Raw genomic sequence first — 18,404 nt, 5'->3', positions numbered from 1 at the left:
AATATAAAAAAGTCATATGTTTATCGCCTGGGCGTATGTGGCCCCCAAGCGGGAAATCGGACCGCCGCGGCGCTGTTTCACGCCACCGCGGCGGCCGCCGCCCGGCCGGCGCTGCGGCCGGAAAAGATGCAGCCGCCGAGGAACGTGCCTTCGAGCGCCGCATAGCCATGCACGCCGCCGCCACCGAAACCTGCGGCCTCGCCAACGGCATAAAGCCCGGCCACCGGCTGGCCGTCGGCACCCAGTACACGGCTGTCGAGATCGGTCTCCAGGCCGCCCAGCGTCTTGCGGGTCAGGATGTTGAGGCGGACCGCGATCAGCGGACCGTTTGCCGGGTCGAGCATTTTATGTGGCTTGGCCGTGCGGATCAGTTTGTCGCCAAGGTAAGCACGCGCACCACGCAACGCGGTGATCTGCATGTCCTTGGAGAACGGATTGTCGAGCTGTCGGTCGCGGGCGCGGATCTCGCGTTCGACCTTTGCGAGTTCGAGCAGCGGCTCGCCGCCGGCCAGTGCGTTCATGCGGGCGACCAGCTTCGGCAGGTCGGCCTCGACGATGAAATCCTCGCCCTTCTCCATAAACGCCTTCACCGGGCCCGGAATGCCCGACGTGGCGCGGCCGAGCACCTGGCGCCAGCTCTTGCCCGTCAGGTCGGGGTTCTGTTCGGAGCCCGACAGCGCGAACTCCTTCTGGATGATCTTCCTGGTCAGGATAAACCAGGAATAATCGAAGCCGGTGCTCATGATGTGGTTGAGCGTGCCCAGCGTGTCGAAGCCGGGATAGAGTGGCACCGGCAGGCGCTTGCCCTTGGCATCGAGCCACAGCGATGACGGGCCGGGCAGGATGCGGATCGCATGATCGGTCCAGATCGGTGCCCAGTTCTTGATGCCCTCGACATAGTGCCACATGCGGTCGCGATTGATGATGCTGCCGCCGACCGCTTCGGTGATCGCCAGCATCCGCCCGTCGACATGGTCGGGCACGCCCGTGATCATGCGCTTGGGTGCCGCGCCCAGCCGTTGCGGCCAGTTTTCCCGGACAAGCCGGTGATTGGCGCCAATGCCGCCGGAGGCGACGATCACCGCCTGCGCATGAAGCTCGAAATCGCCTGAAATGTCGCGCGAGCTCTTGTGGCCACGCTCGACGGTGCTCGGCTGCAGGATGTCGCCGCGCACGCCGTCGACGATGGCACCCGTGCGGGTCAATTCGTTGACCCTGTGGCGGAATTTGAAGCGGATCAGCCCGCTTTTCTCGGCTTCGCGCACGCGCTGGACGAAGGGTTCAAGCACGCCGGGGCCGGTGCCCCAGGTGACGTGAAAGCGCGGCACCGAATTGCCATGGCCGATGGCATTGCCACCTCCACGCTCGGCCCAGCCGACGACGGGAAAGAATTTCAAGCCGCGCTGCGTCAGCCATGAGCGCTTCTCGCCGGCGGCGAAGCCGACATAGGCTTCGGCCCATTTGCGCGGCCAGTGATCTTCCGGGCGGTCGAAAGCGGCGGTGCCCAGCCAGTCCTCGAGCGCCAGGTCATGCGAATCGCGGATGCGCATGCGCCGCTGCTCGGGCGAATCGACGAGGAAGAGCCCGCCAAACGACCAGAACGCCTGGCCGCCGAGCGACTGTTCCGGTTCCTGGTCGACGATGACGGCTCTCTTGCCGGCCTCGGCAAGCTCGGCGGCGGCGACCAGCCCGGCAAGGCCTGCGCCGACAATGATCACGTCCGCATCGTCAGCCATCTTTCCCCTCCCCATTTGCCGGCTAAAGCAATTCCAGCGTGAACGGTTTTCCCTCCGGAATTGCGTCGAACAAAGGGCTGGCTAGACGGCTTCCCAACCTTCCTTGCCGCCAGCGCGGAAGATGGCGTCGATGACCTTCTGGTTGAGCACGGATTCCTCCAGCGTGAAGACCCGCTCCTTGCCACCCTGTGCGGCCCGAGCGAAGGTCTCGACCTCCAGCCGGTACTGCTGGGTGCCGGGAAAGCGGAATACCTGCGCCTCCGTGTGGTTCTGGTTGTGCAGTTCGACGCGGTGATGGTCGTAGAGCCCGGCGTTGAAGGGCGAAAACACCTCGATGAACCCCTTCTCGCCATGGAACACCATGACCTGGCGCGCCGCCATCTGCGTCGACAGGTAGAAGGACAGCTCGAAGTCGCCGAAATCGGCGCGGATCGAGGAATAGATGTCGGTGCCGAATGTCTTGTCGCGCTCTATCGTCGCTTGGACGCGCAGCGGCTCCTTGCCGGTGGAAAAGCGCGTCGAGACGGTCGGGTACACGCCGATGTCGGGCAGCGCGCCGCCGCCGAGATCGAGCTTGTTGCGCATGTTGTCGGGGTCGACATTGTAATAGGAGAAGGCGCCCTGGACGTGGCGCAGGCGGCCGATCGCGCCGCTGGCGATGAGATCGCGCACCTTGATCCATTGCGGGTGGTAGATGACCATGAAGGCCTCGCAGACCTGCACCTTCTTGGCATCGCGCAGCTTGATTAGCGGCAGGATKTCCTTGGCGTCGAGCGCCAGCGGCTTTTCGACCAGCACGTGCTTGCCGGCCTCGATCGCCTTGGCCGTCCATTCGACGTGTTGGGAGGTCGGCAGCGGGATGTAGACGCCGTCGACCTCGCTGGAGGCGAGCAGGTCCTCATAGGAGCCGAATGCATGGCGCGCGCCGAAGCGCTCAGCCAAGGCCTTGGCCTTCGACAGGTCGCGGCTGGCGATCGCCGACAGAACGCCGTTCTCCGCGTCGACCATTGCCGGCAACAACTGCTCGCGGCCGATCTTGGCCGTTGACAACACACCCCATCGGAACATCAGGCTTCTCCATAGCGATTGCAGGCGACGAGGTTTGCCCGAAATCTCAGGAAAAGCCAATTGGAGACTGGTTTCCTCGCCCCACAAAGTGGGGAGAGGTGGCCCGGCGAAGCCGGGACGGAGAGGGGCCTTCGTGGCGGGCTGGGAGTTTGCTGTTCAAGCGCTCCTTGTTGGCCCTCCATAGCCCGTCTCGTGCTCAGTCCCTTGAAGGGTCCTGGCTTCGCGACCGTCGTCCCCCTCTCCGTCCCGGCTTCGCCGGACCACCTCCCCCGCTTTGCGGGGACGAGGAAACCGCATCCTGCAAGCTCAGCTCCGTTTGCCAGTCAGCGTCATGTCGAAGGCGACGATGTTGGAATAGATCGGCGTGCCGACATCCATGCCGTAGCGTGACCTGAGCACCTTGCCGGTGACATGGAATTTTATCGTGCCGGCCTTGAGGTCGCCAAGCTGGGCCGTGAACTCTTCCGGAAACGTCTTGCCGCGCGCCGTCAGGCGGCCGCTGACGAGGGCCGTGGTGTCGCTGGTGCGGGTCACGCTGGTCGAGCGGAACCGGATCTCGGGGCTGTCGGCGGCGTCGAACACCGCGTCCGAGCGCAGGAAGGCATCGATGCGGCCCTGGCCGGTGCCGACGCTTTCGGGAAATATGGTGAAATTGACTTGCGAGCGGGCGACGTCGCTGTTGTCGATGCGGATCGAGCCCTTGAAGCGGCCGAAGGCGCCATCGAGGCCGCCGCCACCGACCTTGCCGATGGAAAAGTGGATCGAGGAGTTGGCCGGGCTGATCGCGTAGCTGCCGGCGGCATCACCAAGCGCGATTGCCGCTGAAGCCGGCATGGCAAAGCAAACGGCGACCGCCGCAAATCCGAGGATACGCGTGTACATTGAGGTGTTCCTTGTTGTAGGCAGCGCATTTCCTGCGCGCCCTCACCCAATGAACGAATGGCCCGGCCGCTCTATTCCGCACTGTCCTCTGACGAAGGCGTGATCATGCGTGTGAGCACGCCATCCCTGAGCTGGAAATGATGACGCAACGCCGCCGCGACATGCAGCACCACCAGGGCCATGCCGGCATAGGCGAGATACCAATGCGCTGACGTCCAGAAGCTTTCGGCCGCATCCGATTCGGCCAGCGGCAGGTTCGGCATGAGGAAAAGGTTGAACGGCAGGCTGGGGATCTCCAGCATCGACACCGACACCAGCGCCCAGCCGGACAAGGGCAGGGCCAGTTGAAACGCGTAGAGCGCAATGTGGGCGAGCGGCGCGGCCCGCCGCTCCAAGGTTCCGACTGTGCCCGGCAGCGCCGGCGCCGCATTGCCGAAGCGCCAGGCGATGCGCAGGATCACCAGTCCGAGCAGCAGAAAGCCGAAGGATTTGTGCAGCTGGATCAGTTCGAAGGCAGTGCGCTGGCTGGTCAGCCGCACCATGATGAAGCCGAGCCCGAACTGGCCGATGAAGATCAGCGCAATAAGCCAGTGAAGAATGATCGCACCCCAGCCATACCGGGTCGTGCTGTTGGTAATCGATGCCTGCATGGGACGTGAACGAATGCCGGTGGGACTTTCTTCCGGCGCACTTTACCCTCCCCCCTTGTGGGGAGGGTCGCGCAGCAAATGCCGCAGGGCGGCTTTTGCGGAGCGGGGTGGGGGTCTCGTAGGGCGCACCCCCACCCCGTCTCGCAACCTCCGCTTCGCTCCGATTGCGAGCCGACCCTCCCCACAAGGGGGAGGGTGATCGCGCTACCCACTCATCTTGAAGAAATCCACAAAAGCCCTGAGCGCCGGCCGCATCTGGCGGCGGCTGGGATAGTAGACGAAGAACCCATCGAAAGGCGGGCACCAGTCCTCCAGCACGCGGATCAGTCGGCCGTCGGCGAGCGGCGTGGCGACATAATCCTCGAAGACAAAGGCTAGCCCGGCACCATCGACGGCCGTTTGGGCGATCAGATGGTCCTCATCGAGGACAAGCGGTCCCTGCACGGCCATCTCGATCGCCTCGCCGCCCTTCTCGAACTCCCACCGGTAGAGGATGCCACTGGAGAAGCGGAAGCGGATGCAGCGATGACCGGCAAGCTCACGCGGGTGGTGTGGCCTGGGCATGGTTTTGAAATAAGACGGCGCGCCGACCACCGCGCCACGAATGTCCGGCCCGATGCGCACCGCGATCATGTCGCGCTGCAAGCTCTCACCAAGTCGCACACCGGCGTCGAAACCACCTTCGACGACATCGGTGAAACGATCCTCGATGACGATCTCCAACACGATGTCGGGATAGACCGCCGCGAACGCACCGAGCCGTGGCGTCAACACCAGATGGGCGGCGGTGCGCGGTACGCTGAGCCGAAGATTGCCGGCCGGCCGGTCGCGCGCCTCGACCGCCGTCTCCAGTGCAAGGTCGATCTCGGAAAGTGCCGGCCGCAACCGTTCAAGCAGCTGCGCGCCCTCCTCGGTCGGGGCGACGCTGCGGGTGCTGCGGGCCAGAAGACGAACGCCCAGCCTCGCCTCCAGGCTGGACACCGCATGGCTGACCGCCGAAGGCGCGATGCCAAGTTCGCGGGCGGCCCCGCGAAAGCTGGCGCATCGGGCGACGGTGGCCAACACCACGAGTTGGGAGAGGTTCGTTCGATTCATTGATCTATTTCTTGGAACAAGCCGTGCAAAAGAGAGACGATTATCGAACGGAAAGCAAGGCGCTATCTCCCCATGCATGTCGCCCAAAAGCGCGCAGCGGTTTTGGGGGCAACGACATGCTTAAGACTTAAAGCGCGTTGTCGACGCGTTAAGCATCGCAACAAGGAGACGCGTGATGCAAACCCGCAAGCTAGGAACTGAATTGAACGTCTATCCCGTCGGCCTCGGCTGCATGGGCATGAGTTTTGTCTATGGCGGCCAGGCGGAGGCCGAGGCGATCGCCACCCTGCACCGCGCCGTCGAGATCGGCGTCAACTTCTTCGATACGGCGGAAGTCTATGGCCCCTACGAGAACGAGATCCTGCTCGGCAAGGCGCTGAAGTCGGTTCGTGACAAGGTGACCATCGCCACCAAATTCGGCTTCAAGATTTTGGAGGAAGGCACCGGCATCGACCGCATGGCCGGCGTCGACAGCCGCCCCGAACATGTCAAGGCGGTCGCCGAGGCGTCGCTGAAGCGGCTTGGCACCGATGTCATCGACCTCTACTACCAGCATCGCGTCGATCCCAACGTGCCGATCGAGGACACGGTCGGCGCCATGGCCGAACTGGTGCGCGAAGGCAAGGTGCGGGCGCTCGGCCTGTCGGAGGCGAGTGCGGCAACCATCCGCCGGGCGCATGCCGTGCATCCGATATCGGCCGTGCAAAGCGAATACTCGCTGTGGAGCCGTGATCCGGAAGACGAGGTGCTCGCCGTCTGCCGCGAACTCGGCATCGGCTTCGTCCCCTACAGCCCGCTCGGCCGTGGTCTGTTGACCGGCACGATCGCCAAGCCCGAGACTTTGAGCGACGACGACTGGCGCCGTGGCCAGCCGCGCTTCCAGGCCGACGCCATGGCGGCCAACGCCGCTGTCATCGCCACGCTGGAGAAAATGGCGGCTGAAAAGGGCGTGACCTCGGCGCAGCTGGCGCTGGCGTGGGTGCTGCACCAGGGCGATTTCATCGTGCCGATCCCCGGCGCGCGGAAAATCCGCCATCTGGAACAGAACACGGCGGCGGCCGGGATCGAGCTGAGCGCGGCCGAAGTGCAAACGATCGGCGAGGCGCTGTCGCCGGATAAGGTGACCGGCAAGCGCTACACCGAGGAGTTGCTGGCGCTTGTTAATGGGTGAGCTTGGTCACCGCCGGATAGTTGAAAGGGGGCGCTGCGGCGCCTCCTTTTTGCACCGCGTGGAGGTGCGAGACGTTGGCGCGAAACACCCCCTCTGTCCCGCCGACATCACCAAGGATAGACAGTGATCTCCGGCCAGCAGGCCTTCGCACGCGCGCCCTTGGCCTCATGCGTCTGGCGGTTGTCCATCATCCGGTTCGGTGTGATGCGAAACGAGAAGATGTCGTCGAGGCCAAACGGCGCCACGAGGTCAAGCTGCCCATCCGCGTCGAAACGGACGCCGACCGCGTGGGTTTTGGAGGCGAAGTGGCGGACCGAGTCGCTGGAACTCGTGTAGCGCGGGCACGGCTGTCCGAACTTCAGGGGATACCAGAGATGGACGCGAGCCTGGTTGCGCACCTCGACCGGCAGCGGCAGTCCAGCAAAGACCGGAGCGACAGCGGCGATCACGCCATCCTCAGCCTCATAGGACAGGTCGCTGTCATCGAAATAGAACAGGTCGACATCCCTGATGCCGTAACCCGACGGCTTGCCGGTAAGCTCGTTCCAGACGGTGTTGTAGAGCGCGCCGGAGACCAGCAGCCAGTCGGGCAAGGCAAGACGCCGCGCCCGACCCAGAGCATCACTCAGCAACGCATCTCTCGACACAATGTCCAGAAACGCCGCGCGTTGTGCCTCGAACGGGAGCCCGGAATAGCGCAAATGGTCCATCGCCCTTTGGAGGGCGATTCGCCACTTGCCTGCAATCCCTTAGCTCATTGCGCTGTCATTGGCGCTTGTACATCACGTCAGTCCGGATGACATATTTGCACCCCGAAAGCACCTCGTCGCCGCGATGCTCGATCGGGTGATAGAAGGCCAACGCCATGCCTTTCCTGGGTTTCACCACGAGGTTCGTGCCGTCATAGCCCGGCATCTCGCCCCGAAACGAAGTCCCGCCGCCATCAAATCCATCCGAGAGATAGATCATGAAGGTGAACTGGCTGCGCTCCGACGCATTGCGCTCGAAATAGCCGTCATTGTGCCAATCGAACTTCTGGCCCGGACCGTAGCGGTAGAACCGGAAACGCTCATTCAGTCCCGTCAACCGCCAGTCGCCGAGGCCGCGATAGAGAAGTGGGCGCGCCCGCGCAAAGAGCAGATCCGCAAGGTCCTCGTCGTCAAAGACAACCCGGTCGTTGTTGCGAAGCTCCTTCATGACGGTCGCACCGCCGGAGCTGTTCACCCTGGCTGCCTCGAAAACCGCGCCGTTCGCTGTCAGCGATCAGGTCGGCGCATTCGTGATCATCCAGGAAGCCGTCGATCGTCCCGATATGCGTTGCCAGCCAAGTGATGGAAAGCTCGTTGGTGTGACCCATCATAGCATCAGTTCTAGGTCCTGAGCACGCCACCCGTCTGCTTGCCGACATTCTCGATGATGCGCTTGGCCAAGGCTTCGAAATCCTCGTCGGTCAGCGTCTTTTCGACAGGCTGGATCGACACCTCGATGGCGATCGACTTCTTGCCTTCGCCGAGTGACGCCCCTTCGAAAATATCGAAGACCGAGACAGCGGTGATCAGCTTCTTGTCGGCGGCGAGGCCGGCGCGCACCAGCGTGCCGGCCTCGACCGTCCTGTCGACGACGAAAGCGAAATCGCGCTTGACCGCCTGGAAGGCAGACAGTTCGAGCTTCGGCTTGGTCTTGGTCGGCTTGGCCTTGGGCTCGGGCACGGCGTCGACGAACACTTCGAAGCCGCAGAGCGGGCCGGAGACATCCAGCCCTTCAAGCGTCTTAGGGTGGAATTCGCCGAAGGTGCCGAGGACGGTTTTCGGCCCAAGCTTGATCGTGCCGGAGCGGCCGGGATGATACCAGGACGGACCGCCGGCCTCGACCTGCAATCGGTCGACCGGTGCACCGCAGGCTTCGAGTGCGGCGATCGCATCGGCCTTGGCGTCGAACACGCCCACGGCGCCTGAATTGCCGGCCCAGTTGCGGCCGGAGCCGTCGAGCTTGGCGGTGCCGCGCCGGACGCCGGCAGCAACGCGCCGCTGCTGGTCGGCGCCGTCGCCCTCATAGGTGCCCGACACTTCGAACAAAGCGACGTCGCCGATGCCCCTGTCGGCGTTGCGCTGGGCAGCGGCGATCAGCCCCGGCAGCAGCGACGGCCGCATGTCGGACATGTCGGCAGCGATCGGGTTGGCAAGCTTCAGTGCCGTCTGGCCGCCGCCGAACAGTTCGGCGTGCCTGGCCGGAATGAACGACCAGGTGACCGCCTCCATCATCCCGCGCACGGCAAGCGCGCGCTTGGCCGTGCGGGTGCGGACCTGCAGCGTGGTGAGGATCCTCGCATTGACAGCGTCATGCGCGCCAAGCGGCTGCGGCGCGATGTTGTCGACGCCGTGGATGCGCATGACCTCTTCGACCAGGTCGGCCTTGCCATCGACATCGGGGCGCCAGGACGGCACGGCGACGTCAACAACATCGCCCGAGCCCTGCGGCTTGAAGCCGAGGCGCGACAGGATATCAAGGCTTTCCGCCCTTGGCACCTCGATGCCCGTCAGCCGCTTCACTTCCGACAGCGGGAAAGAAACAATCCTCGGTTGGTAGCCGGCATAGCCGGTCACTTCGATCTCTGTCGGCGTGCCGCCGCAGAAATCGAGCACCAGCCTGGTCGCCAGCTCGACGCCGGGCACCATGAATTCAGGGTCGACGCCGCGCTCGAAGCGGTAGCGCGCGTCGGTGATGATGCCGAGCGTACGGCCGGTGCGGGCAGTGGTGATCGGATCCCAAAGGGCCGATTCGATCAGCACGTCTGACGTGTTTTCGTCGCAGCCCGAATGCTCGCCGCCCATGATGCCGGCGATCGACTCGACGCCGTCCTCGTCAGCGATAACGCACATCTCCGGCGTCAGCGTGTATTCGCGGCCGTCGAGCGCCAGCACCTTTTCGCCATCGCGTGCGCGGCGCACGGTCAGGTTGCCGGCGACCTTCCTCGTGTCGAAGACATGCAGCGGCCGGCCGCGATCGAAGGTGACATAGTTGGTGATGTCGACCAGCGCACTGATCGGACGCAGCCCAATGGCGATCAACCGCTGCTGCAGCCATTTCGGCGATGGGCCGTTCTTGACGCCACGCACCAGCCGTAGCGCGAAACCAGGGCAGAGCTCTGGTGCTTCGATCGTGACCTTGACCGGCGTCTCGCCCTTGCCCGGGATCGCGTCGATCGCAGGGCTCTTCAACGTGCCAAGCCCGCTCGCCGCCAGGTCCCTGGCGATGCCGTAGACGCTGGTCGCGTCCGGCCGGTTCGGCGTCAGGTTGATCTCGATGACCGGATCGTCGAGATGCGCATAGCTGGCGAAGCTGGTGCCGACAGGCGCATCTTCAGGCAGGTCGATGATGCCGTTGTGCTCGTCGGAAAGCTCCAACTCGCGCTCCGAACACATCATGCCGTGGCTTTCGACGCCCCTGATCTTACCGACCGTCAGCGTCACGTCGATGCCGGGCACATAGGCGCCGGGCGCGGCAAAGGCGCCGATCAGGCCCGCGCGGGCGTTCGGCGCGCCGCAGACGACTTGCACCGGTGGCTTGCCGTCGCCTGTGTCGACGGTGAGCACGCGCAGCCGGTCGGCATCGGGATGCTGCACCGCCGTCAACACCTTGGCGATGACGAACGGTTTCAGGCTCGACTTGTCGTCGACATGCTCGACTTCGAGGCCGATCGAAGTCAGCCGCTCGACGATCTCGTCGAGGGTGGCGTCGGTCTCGAGGTGGTCCTTGAGCCAGGAGAGGGTGAATTTCATTGGACTGTTCCGTCTGGTCTTTTGACGCTTGTTTTCAGATATCTCGGCAGATCGTCTGATATGTGCAGGAATGGAAGCTGCTCGCTGACATAGGCATGCAGCGTCGGCGGGAAATCGGCCGGCATATCCATGGCGCCGAGCGTGAAATAGATGACGTCCTCCAGCCGCTCGTCGACATAGGCGATCGGCGAGCCGCAGACGCCGCAGAACGAGCGCGTCACCGGCCCGTTCTCATACATCTTCAGCGCCTTGCCGGTGAACGCCACCTGACCGACCAGGAAGCCGACAAAGGCCGATACAGGCGCGCCGCTCGCCCGCCGGCAATCGCCGCAATGACAATAGCTGACGTGGTGCGGTCCGGCCGAGGCCTCGAACCGCACGGCGCCGCAGCGGCAGCCGCCGGCGTGGGCGGCTGTCATGCGCTCAAGCCTCCGAACAGCGTCGGCATGTCGAGCGGCCTGAATCCGTAATGTGACAGCCAGCGCACGTCGGCATCGAAGAAGGCGCGCAGGTCCGGCATGCCGTATTTCAGCATGGCGATGCGGTCGATGCCCATGCCCCAGGCAAAGCCCTGGTATTCGTCCGGGTCGAGCCCGCCATGGCGCAGCACATTGGGATGCACCATGCCGCAGCCGAGGATCTCCATCCAGTCGGAGCCTTCGCCGAAGCGCACCTCGCCGGGCCGCGAACGGTCGCATTGGATGTCGACCTCGAGGCTCGGTTCGGTGAACGGGAAGAAGGACGGCCGGAACCGCATCTTGACCGAGGGCACTTCGAAGAAGGCTTTGCAGAACTCCTCCAGCACCCACTTCATGTTGGCGACGTTGGCCGTCTTGTCGATCACCAGCCCCTCGACCTGATGGAACATCGGCGAGTGGGTGGCGTCCGAATCCTGCCGGTAGGTCTTGCCCGGAATGACGATGCGGATCGGCGGCTTCTTCGTCTCCATGGTGCGGATCTGCACCGGCGAGGTGTGGGTACGCAAAAGCTTGCGCTCGCCCTTCTCGTCCGGCTGGAAGAAGAAAGTGTCGTGCATCTCGCGCGCCGGATGGCCTTCGGGGAAATTCAGCGCGGTGAAATTGTAATAGTCGGTCTCGATGTCCGGGCCTTCGGCGATCGAAAAGCCGAGGTCGCCGAAGATCGCCGCGATCTCGTCGATGACCTGGCTGATCGGATGGATGCGGCCGCGCTCGGCGGGCGACTGCCGCACCGGCAGCGTCACGTCGACCTTTTCGGCGGCCAGGCGGGCGGTGATCGCCACATCCTTCAGCTCGGCCCGACGCAGCGAGAGTGCATCGGTGACGCGGTTCTTGAGGCCGTTGATAACAGGGCCCTTGAGCTGGCGCTCCTCGGCGCTCATCGCGCCAAGCGTCTTCAGCATCTCGGAAACCGAGCCCTTCTTGCCCAGCGCCGAAACGCGTACCGCCTCGATCGAGGCCTCGTCCGCGGCCGATGCGATATCAGCCATCAGGGAATTTTCGAGAGTTTCCATGTCACTCATGTTCCAGACCCGACAAAAGGCATAAGAAAAACCCGCGCCAGCCGTGCCAGCGCGGGTTCCCAAATCAGAATTTCGAATGCTTGGGAAGCGCTGGCTTAGGCGACAGCGCTTTCAAAAGCGTTCGGCGTGGTGTTCTTCAGATATTCGAGCGCAACCTTGGCCTTGGCCACGAGTGCGGCGAAAGCCTGCGGCTCATGGATGGCCATGTCCGACAGGATCTTGCGATCGATCTCGATGCCGGCCTTGTTGAGTCCGTCGATGAAGCGGCCATAGGTCAGGCCGTGCTCATGGGTCGCGGCGTTGATGCGCTGGATCCACAGGGCGCGGAACGAGCGCTTGCGGTTCTTGCGGTCGCGGTAAGCGTACTGCAGCGACTTTTCCACCGCCTGCTTGGCGATGCGGATGGTGTTCTTGCGGCGGCCGTAGAAGCCTTTGGCGGCTTTCAGGACCTTCTTGTGCTTGGCGTGCGAGGTGACGCCTCTCTTTACGCGTGCCATGTCATGATCTCCTTAAAAGCAATTCCAGGAAAAGTGCCTATCGGTTTTCCGTTCGGAATTGCGTAAAACAAATGCGTGTCCGGACCGAATGCCTTAGAGGCCGTTCGGCAGAAAATTCTTGATGACCTTCTTGCCATCCGGTTCAGCCAGAACCATCGTGCCGCGGGCATTTCGAATGAACTTGTTGGAACGCTTGATCATGCCGTGACGCTTGCCGGCCGCAGCCGACAGGACTTTACCCGTACCTGTGATCTTGAACCGCTTTTTGGCGGCGGACTTGGTCTTCATCTTGGGCATTTTGCTACTCCGTTTCTATGAGGTCGCTGTCCGTGCCTCTGGCACGCAGCACCTCTTGTTTTGTTCGCTTCAGGCCGACCAAAGCCCGAAAAGCAAATGAAACCGCCACGGCATGCCCTGCCGGGCGGTTTTTTGGAACGCGGTCCTATACGTCAAAGCAGGCGGCTGTGCAACACCCACTGCGCCGCTCGTTCGCGGAATGCTCCGCCCTCGATCAGGGAAGTGTGAACCAGACCGGCAGCATGCCCGACTGCTGGGCGCCGTCGATCAGTTCGAAGGCCGGCAGCGCCATCAGGAACACCAGGCCATCGAGCAGCGTGGTCAACAGCAGGCGCGGCTTGAAGCTGCCCGTGTCACCCTCCTGGTAAAGGGAAAGGTTCGGAAAGAAGCGCGGCACCCTCGCCAGATAGGCCTGATAGGGTGCACCAAGCGCTTCCTTGAGGAATTTCTCCTCGCGCAGGATGACGATATGGAAGGCACCCGCGCACAGCACAGCAAAGAGAATGATGCCGGAGAACGAACCGATCTGCGCGCCGACGCCGGCCGCGGCCACGGTCGAGAACACATAGAGCGGATTGCGGGTCATCGAATAGGGTCCGCCCGTCACAACTTCGGAAGATTTGCGCCCGCCTATGTAGAGCGTCGACCAAAGGCGGCCGACGATGCCTAGAAAAATCAGCAGCACGCCGAACATCTCGATCGTCTCATGCATCGCGGTATCGGGCGGGAAGGTCGATTGGCCAAACAGCAGCGCGGCGAACAACACGACCACGAGCACGGCAAGCACTATTCTGCGCGTGCGCTGGTAGTTACCCAGCCCGTATTTGAGTTCTTTGTCCAAGGGAGGAATCCGATCGTCGAGGAGCCTAATGCATGTCGTCCAAAAGTGGCCCCGGTTTTGGGAGGACGACATACATGAAAACAGAACCGGCGATCGCAGCTGTGGCCAGGAAGCAGGCGTCCCGCCGATCGCCGGGACGCCCTGTACTACAATTCAGGCGGATTTAGAGCGCGGTGACCAAGCCTGACGTCATCGTGATCTCGATGTGTTGACGTTCAGGTGATGCCGGCCTGCAAACGGCGCCTGACCACAATCTCACTGCACCCCTAGCGCGGCGCCAGCACCATCATCATCTGGCGGCCTTCGAGCTTCGGTTCCGCTTCGACCTTGGCAATGGTCGCCACTTCCTCGCGAACCTTGTTCAAAAGCTGCATGCCGAGTTCCATATGCGCCATCTCGCGGCCACGGAAACGCAAAGTCAGCTTGACCTTGTCGCCCTCCTCGAAGAAGCGGCGAACCGCCTTCATCTTGGTCTCGTAGTCATGGCTGTCGATGTTGGGGCGCATCTTGATCTCCTTGATCTCGATGACCTTCTGATTCTTGCGCGCCTCGGCCGCCTTCTTCTGGTTGGCGTATTTCAACTTGCCGAGATCGAGGATTTTTACGACGGGGGGCACCGCATTGGGCGATATCTCGACGAGATCGAGCCCAGCCTCTTCGGCGAGCAGCAATGCGTCGTTGATTGAAACATCGCCGCGGTTCTGGCCTTCGGCGTCGATAAGCTGGACCCGGGGAACCCGGATGTCACGGTTGGAGCGCGGGCCATCCTTGGTCGGCGCCGCTGCTTTGAAAGGTCTGCGAATGGTCGTGGTCTCCTTGGCCGTTTCGTTCAGGGTTTGCGGATATTGATGCGTGGACGCGCCAATGTGGTAAGCGCGCGGGCGAAGTCAATAGCACAGCATTGACAGGAAATCACCCTGATCGCTGCCCTGCACCAAACAAAGAACCATCGCGAGCACTTTTCGCCACGCCACTGGCTGTGCCACAAGACGCCGTGCGCCAAAAGACGGGCGCGAGGAAGCAACCATGACCGACACGCCTCCTGTCTTTCTGGATGTCGACGGATCGAGCATCGCGGTGCGCCATACGACAGGTGCCGCGCCCGGCATCGTCTGGCTCGGCGGCTACAAGTCCGACATGCTGGGCACGAAGGCGCAGACGCTGTCGGACTGGACGGCAAGAGAAGGCCGCGCCTTCGTGCGCCACGACTATTCCGGTCATGGCGAATCCGGTGGCGCCTTTGCGGACGGCACCATTTCGAAATGGCTTTCGCAGAGCCTCGCCGTGTTCCGGCATTTCACCCAGGGCAAGCAGATCCTGGTCGGCTCCTCGATGGGCGCCTGGATTGCGCTGCGCATGGTGCAGGAATTGCACAAGGCGGGCGACAGCAATGTCGCGGGTCTGGTGCTGCTGGCGCCGGCGCCCGATTTTACCGCTGAGCTGGTCGAGCCGGCGCTGACCAAGGCGCAGAAACGCGCGCTCGCCGAAAAAGGCTTCTTCGAGGAGCCGTCGGACTATTCCGCCGAGCCTTACATCTACACAAGCGCGCTGATCGAGGATGGACGCAACAACCTGGTGATGACGGGCCCGATCGACACGCATTGCCCGGTGCACATATTGCAGGGGCTGGCCGATGCGGACGTGCCGGCAAGCCACGCGCTGAAGCTGGTCAGCCGGCTGCCGTCCGACGACGTGACCCTGTCGCTGATCCCCGAGGGCGACCACCGCCTGTCGCGTCCCCAGGATCTCGACATGTTGGTGCGGGCAGTCGACGCCATGGCGCAGAGGGGAAACTGATGCGCCTTTCCATTCCGATATCCGCTTTTGTCGCGGCAATCGTCGGCTTCGGCGGCACGCTGGCCATCGTCATCGCCGCCGCCAAGGCGGTCGGCGCGACACAGATCGAGACCGCGAGCTGGGTGACGGCGATCTGCCTGGCGATGGCAATCGAATGCCTGTGGCTGTCCTGGCGCACGAAGATGCCGGTCATCACCGCCTGGTCGACACCAGGCCTGGCGCTGATCGCCGCGTCGAGCAGCTTCTCGATGGGCGAAGCGGTCGGCGCCTTCATCGTCACCGGCATCCTCTTGATCGCCACCGGCCTGTTCGGACCGCTGACACGGCTGATCGCCAGGATCCCGCCGTCAGTGGCATCGGGCATGCTGGCCGGCATCCTCGTCAGCTTCGCCATCAACGCGATTAAGGCCATCCCCGCCGATCCCTGGCTGATCCTGCCGCTGATCGCGGCCTTCTTCGTCATTCGCCTGTTCAATCCGGCGGTGTCGGTGCTGGTGGTGCTGATCGGCGGCGGCCTCGCCGCTTTCTTGACCGGCCGCGTCGGCGGCTTGCCGACACCGGAACTGTCGACGCTGACGCTGATCGCGCCGCACTTCAGCATCGCCGCGACCATCGGCCTGGCGCTGCCGCTCTACCTCGTCACCATGGCTTCCCAAAACCTGTCCGGCCTCGCCGTGCTGCGCGCCGCCGGCTATCAACCCGAGCCCGGCCCGCTGATCGGCGTCACCGGCCTGCTTTCGCTGCTGTCGGCGCCGTTTGGCGGCTCGACCACAAATCTGGCTGCGATCTCGGCGGCGATCTGCACCGGGCCGGACGTCCACCCCGACCCCGCCGAACGCTGGAAGACCGGCCCATTCTATGCGCTCGCCTATCTTGTCTTCGCCATCTTCGGTGCGTCGCTGGTGGCGATCTTCGCCGTTCTGCCACAGAGCCTGATCGTGCTGGTGGCGGGTCTCGCGTTGATGGCGCCACTTGCCAACGCCCTGTCGATCGCGCTCAAGGACGAAGATCACCGTATGGCCGCCACTGTCACCTTTGCCGTCACCGCTTCGGGTTTGACGCTGTTCGGCGTCGGTGCGGCATTCTGGGGCCTGGTCGCCGGGATGGTCGTGCTTTTCCTCGAAGAACTCAAAAAGCGGCAATCATTTCAGCCGCTTGTCCGGATTTGGCGGACATTGTCCTGAATCGCCGCTTTTCCCTTCCGATTCCACGCAGCCGGAACTGGCTGTCCCTGGATGCCGGCGACCGCACCAAGGATCAGGACGAGTTCGACCGCTTCGTGGCCCACCGCAACATGCTGCGCCGGACGGGATAGTCGTCAGAGGTCACCTGCCACGCCCTGAGGGCATTCAGCCGTTGCGAAACGTATAAGCATAGCCGTTGATGGCTGGAGCGCCGCCAAGGTGGGCGTAAAGCACCTTCGACCCTTCGGGGAAATAGCCCTTCCTAACGAGGTCGATCATGCCCTGCATGGATTTTCCCTCGTAGACAGGATCGGTGATCATGCCTTCAAGGCGCGCGCAGAGACGGATCGCTTCTTTCGTCTCCTGCGAGGGCACGCCGTAGACCGGATAGGCATAATCCTCGATGAGGATCACATCGTCTTCACTGAGTTCCTTGCCGAGTTCGACCAGCGTCGCCGTGGTCCGCACGATGTCCAGCACTTGCGCCTTGGTCTGCGCTGGGGTGCAGGATGCGTCGATGCCGATTACCTTGCGCTCGCGACCGTCCTTGGCGAAGCCGACCACCATGCCTGCATGGGTCGAGCCGGTGACGGTACAGACGACGATGTAGTCGAAGGCAAGGCCGAGTTCCTTCTCCTGCGCGCGCACCTCTTCGGCGAAGCCAACATAGCCCAGGCCGCCATATTTATGCACCGAAGCGCCGGCCGGAATCGGATAAGGTTTGCCGCCTTTGGCTTTCACATCGGCGATCGCCTGTTCCCAGCTTTCCCTGATTCCGATGTCGAAGCCCTCATCGACCATCTGGACATCGGCGCCCATGATCCGGCTCAAAAGGATGTTGCCGACGCGATCATAGACGGCGTCCTCGTGGGGTACCCAGCTTTCCTGCACGAGGCGGCATTTCATGCCGATTTTCGCCGCCACGGCTGCCACCATGCGCGTATGGTTGGATTGTACGCCGCCGATCGAAACCAGCGTGTCGGCGTTTGAGGCGATCGCGTCAGGAATGATGTATTCGAGCTTGCGCAGCTTGTTGCCGCCGAAGGCGAGGCCGGAATTGCAATCTTCCCGCTTGGCGTAGAGATCGACCTTGCCGCCGAGATGAGCGCTGAGCCGATCCAGTTTCTCGATATGGGTCGGTCCAAATGTGAGCGGATAGCGTTCGAACTTCTCCAACATGAGAGATCCTCCTCTGATTGTGATTTTGATGCTGGAAACACTATCAGTTTTCTCCTGAAAGGTGCTCTCTAAGAACGATCAGAAAATGCCTGAAATCTAACTTTCTGGCGCCGAAATGCTATATTGCTTCGATGAACTCTCTTAATAACGGAAGAATCTTCCATGAAAGCATCGCTCGATCGGATCGACCTCAAAATGTTGCGCCTGCTCCAGGACAATGGGCGGCTGACCAATGCGGAGCTGGCGCAGTCGGTTGCTGTCAGCCCGGCGACGTGCCACCGCCGCACGCAACGCTTGTTCGATGAAGGCTACATCAGCCATGTCAGGGCAGTGGTGACGCCGCAGAAGGTCGACAGAGGCGCTCTGGTGATGGTTGGCGTCGTCCTCGACCGCTCGACCCCGGAAAGTTTCGCGGAATTCGAGAAGGCAGTCGCGAAGCTGAAGTTCATTCTCGATTGCCATCTGGTGGCAGGCGACTTCGACTATTTTCTGAAGATCAGGGTCGGCGACATGGCGGACTTCAACCGGATCCACGGGGATCAGTTGATCGCATTGCCCGGCGTTCGCCAGACGAGGACGTTCTTCGTCATGAAGGAGGTCGTCGACAACGCGCCACTGGATTTTTGAAAGGAATGGGTTCCCCGCCGATGCATCAAACCATAGCACCGCCGGCGGCATTGCCACCGTTCCTCATGGCTGGTCGTGCTTTTCTTCGATACGCTCGAAA

20 protein-coding genes are annotated in these 18,404 nt (G+C 62.8%); 5 read left to right on the top strand and 15 right to left on the bottom strand.

Annotated features, from left to right (window positions below; all coding sequences use genetic code 11):
* Positions 1-77: 77 nt before the first annotated feature.
* The 5 genes from AC1D2G_RS04625 to AC1D2G_RS04605 form a co-directional block, all read right to left on the bottom strand.
* Entirely contained in the window at positions 78-1,736 is a 1,659-nt protein-coding gene (locus tag AC1D2G_RS04625) for an FAD-binding dehydrogenase (protein WP_477412288.1), read from the bottom strand.
* A gap of 81 nt (positions 1,737-1,817) precedes the next feature.
* Entirely contained in the window at positions 1,818-2,804 is a 987-nt protein-coding gene (locus tag AC1D2G_RS04620) for a Gfo/Idh/MocA family protein (protein ID WP_477412286.1), read from the bottom strand.
* A 306-nt stretch (positions 2,805-3,110) separates the two neighbouring features.
* Positions 3,111-3,686, bottom strand: coding sequence for a YceI family protein (locus tag AC1D2G_RS04615; RefSeq protein ID WP_457150094.1), 576 nt, complete (start codon positions 3,684-3,686; stop codon positions 3,111-3,113).
* Between the two features lie 71 nt (positions 3,687-3,757).
* Entirely contained in the window at positions 3,758-4,336 is a 579-nt protein-coding gene (locus AC1D2G_RS04610) for a cytochrome b (protein ID WP_095083137.1), read from the bottom strand.
* A 204-nt stretch (positions 4,337-4,540) separates the two neighbouring features.
* Positions 4,541-5,431, bottom strand: coding sequence for a LysR family transcriptional regulator (locus tag AC1D2G_RS04605; protein WP_477412284.1), 891 nt, complete (start codon positions 5,429-5,431; stop codon positions 4,541-4,543).
* A gap of 175 nt (positions 5,432-5,606) precedes the next feature.
* Here AC1D2G_RS04605 and AC1D2G_RS04600 point away from each other — a divergent pair, with 175 nt between their 5' ends.
* The gene (locus AC1D2G_RS04600) at positions 5,607-6,602 is read left to right on the top strand and encodes an aldo/keto reductase (RefSeq protein ID WP_477412282.1); all 996 of its coding nucleotides are present in this window, start codon (positions 5,607-5,609) and stop codon (positions 6,600-6,602) included.
* Positions 6,603-6,709: 107 nt separating this feature from the next.
* Here AC1D2G_RS04600 and AC1D2G_RS04595 read toward each other — a convergent pair whose 3' ends face one another.
* Both AC1D2G_RS04595 and AC1D2G_RS04590 read right to left on the bottom strand, forming a co-directional pair.
* Complete coding sequence (locus tag AC1D2G_RS04595; protein WP_477412280.1) at positions 6,710-7,312, bottom strand: nucleotidyltransferase family protein; 603 nt, start codon at positions 7,310-7,312, stop codon at positions 6,710-6,712.
* 55 nt (positions 7,313-7,367) lie between these two features.
* On the bottom strand, positions 7,368-7,799 hold the full coding sequence (locus tag AC1D2G_RS04590) for a 2OG-Fe(II) oxygenase (protein ID WP_477412278.1): 432 nt from the start codon (positions 7,797-7,799) through the stop codon (positions 7,368-7,370).
* Between AC1D2G_RS04590 and AC1D2G_RS04585 the strand changes: the two genes are divergently transcribed.
* Complete coding sequence (locus tag AC1D2G_RS04585) at positions 7,798-7,983, top strand: hypothetical protein (protein ID WP_477412276.1); 186 nt, start codon at positions 7,798-7,800, stop codon at positions 7,981-7,983. The genes AC1D2G_RS04590 and AC1D2G_RS04585 overlap by 2 nt on opposite strands.
* On the opposite strand, the gene pheT is transcribed toward AC1D2G_RS04585, so the two are convergent.
* The 7 genes from pheT to infC form a co-directional block, all read right to left on the bottom strand.
* Positions 7,973-10,381, bottom strand: coding sequence for a phenylalanine--tRNA ligase subunit beta (gene pheT / locus AC1D2G_RS04580; RefSeq protein WP_477412274.1), 2,409 nt, complete (start codon positions 10,379-10,381; stop codon positions 7,973-7,975). The two genes, AC1D2G_RS04585 and pheT, sit on opposite strands and share 11 nt — an antisense overlap.
* Positions 10,378-10,800: a GFA family protein gene (locus AC1D2G_RS04575; protein WP_477412272.1), complete on the bottom strand. Its 423-nt coding sequence runs from the start codon at positions 10,798-10,800 to the stop codon at positions 10,378-10,380. Before AC1D2G_RS04575 ends, pheT begins: the two co-directional genes overlap by 4 nt.
* Positions 10,797-11,882, bottom strand: coding sequence for a phenylalanine--tRNA ligase subunit alpha (gene pheS, locus AC1D2G_RS04570; protein WP_095083151.1), 1,086 nt, complete (start codon positions 11,880-11,882; stop codon positions 10,797-10,799). Before pheS ends, AC1D2G_RS04575 begins: the two co-directional genes overlap by 4 nt.
* Positions 11,883-11,977: 95 nt before the next feature.
* Positions 11,978-12,379 carry a 50S ribosomal protein L20 gene (gene rplT, locus AC1D2G_RS04565; RefSeq protein WP_006201247.1) on the bottom strand — a complete coding sequence of 134 codons (402 nt, stop codon included), beginning with the start codon at positions 12,377-12,379 and terminating at the stop codon, positions 11,978-11,980.
* A gap of 93 nt (positions 12,380-12,472) precedes the next feature.
* Positions 12,473-12,676 (bottom strand): 50S ribosomal protein L35, encoded by a 204-nt coding sequence (rpmI, locus tag AC1D2G_RS04560; protein ID WP_006201248.1) that lies wholly within the window; start codon positions 12,674-12,676, stop codon positions 12,473-12,475.
* Between the two features lie 214 nt (positions 12,677-12,890).
* Entirely contained in the window at positions 12,891-13,517 is a 627-nt protein-coding gene (locus AC1D2G_RS04555; RefSeq protein ID WP_095083153.1) for a methyltransferase family protein, read from the bottom strand.
* A 266-nt stretch (positions 13,518-13,783) separates the two neighbouring features.
* Positions 13,784-14,320: a translation initiation factor IF-3 gene (gene infC / locus AC1D2G_RS04550; protein WP_010912915.1), complete on the bottom strand. Its 537-nt coding sequence runs from the start codon at positions 14,318-14,320 to the stop codon at positions 13,784-13,786.
* A gap of 223 nt (positions 14,321-14,543) precedes the next feature.
* Here infC and AC1D2G_RS04545 point away from each other — a divergent pair, with 223 nt between their 5' ends.
* Positions 14,544-15,314, top strand: coding sequence for an alpha/beta hydrolase (locus AC1D2G_RS04545; RefSeq protein WP_457150086.1), 771 nt, complete (start codon positions 14,544-14,546; stop codon positions 15,312-15,314).
* Positions 15,314-16,498: a benzoate/H(+) symporter BenE family transporter gene (locus tag AC1D2G_RS04540; protein ID WP_477392922.1), complete on the top strand. Its 1,185-nt coding sequence runs from the start codon at positions 15,314-15,316 to the stop codon at positions 16,496-16,498. The genes AC1D2G_RS04545 and AC1D2G_RS04540 overlap by 1 nt, the downstream gene beginning before the upstream one ends.
* Before the next feature lie 165 nt (positions 16,499-16,663).
* Here AC1D2G_RS04540 and AC1D2G_RS04535 read toward each other — a convergent pair whose 3' ends face one another.
* Complete coding sequence (locus AC1D2G_RS04535; RefSeq protein ID WP_379101124.1) at positions 16,664-17,677, bottom strand: 1-aminocyclopropane-1-carboxylate deaminase; 1,014 nt, start codon at positions 17,675-17,677, stop codon at positions 16,664-16,666.
* Between the two features lie 162 nt (positions 17,678-17,839).
* Here AC1D2G_RS04535 and AC1D2G_RS04530 point away from each other — a divergent pair, with 162 nt between their 5' ends.
* A complete protein-coding gene (locus tag AC1D2G_RS04530; protein ID WP_095083161.1) occupies positions 17,840-18,304 on the top strand; it encodes an Lrp/AsnC family transcriptional regulator in 465 nt (154 codons plus the stop codon).
* Positions 18,305-18,404: the final 100 nt, after the last annotated feature.

This window comes from Mesorhizobium sp. P2_C7 (assembly GCF_056404515.1).
Note: the sequence above shows the minus strand (reverse complement) of the source record. Positions and strands in the feature narration are given on the sequence as shown.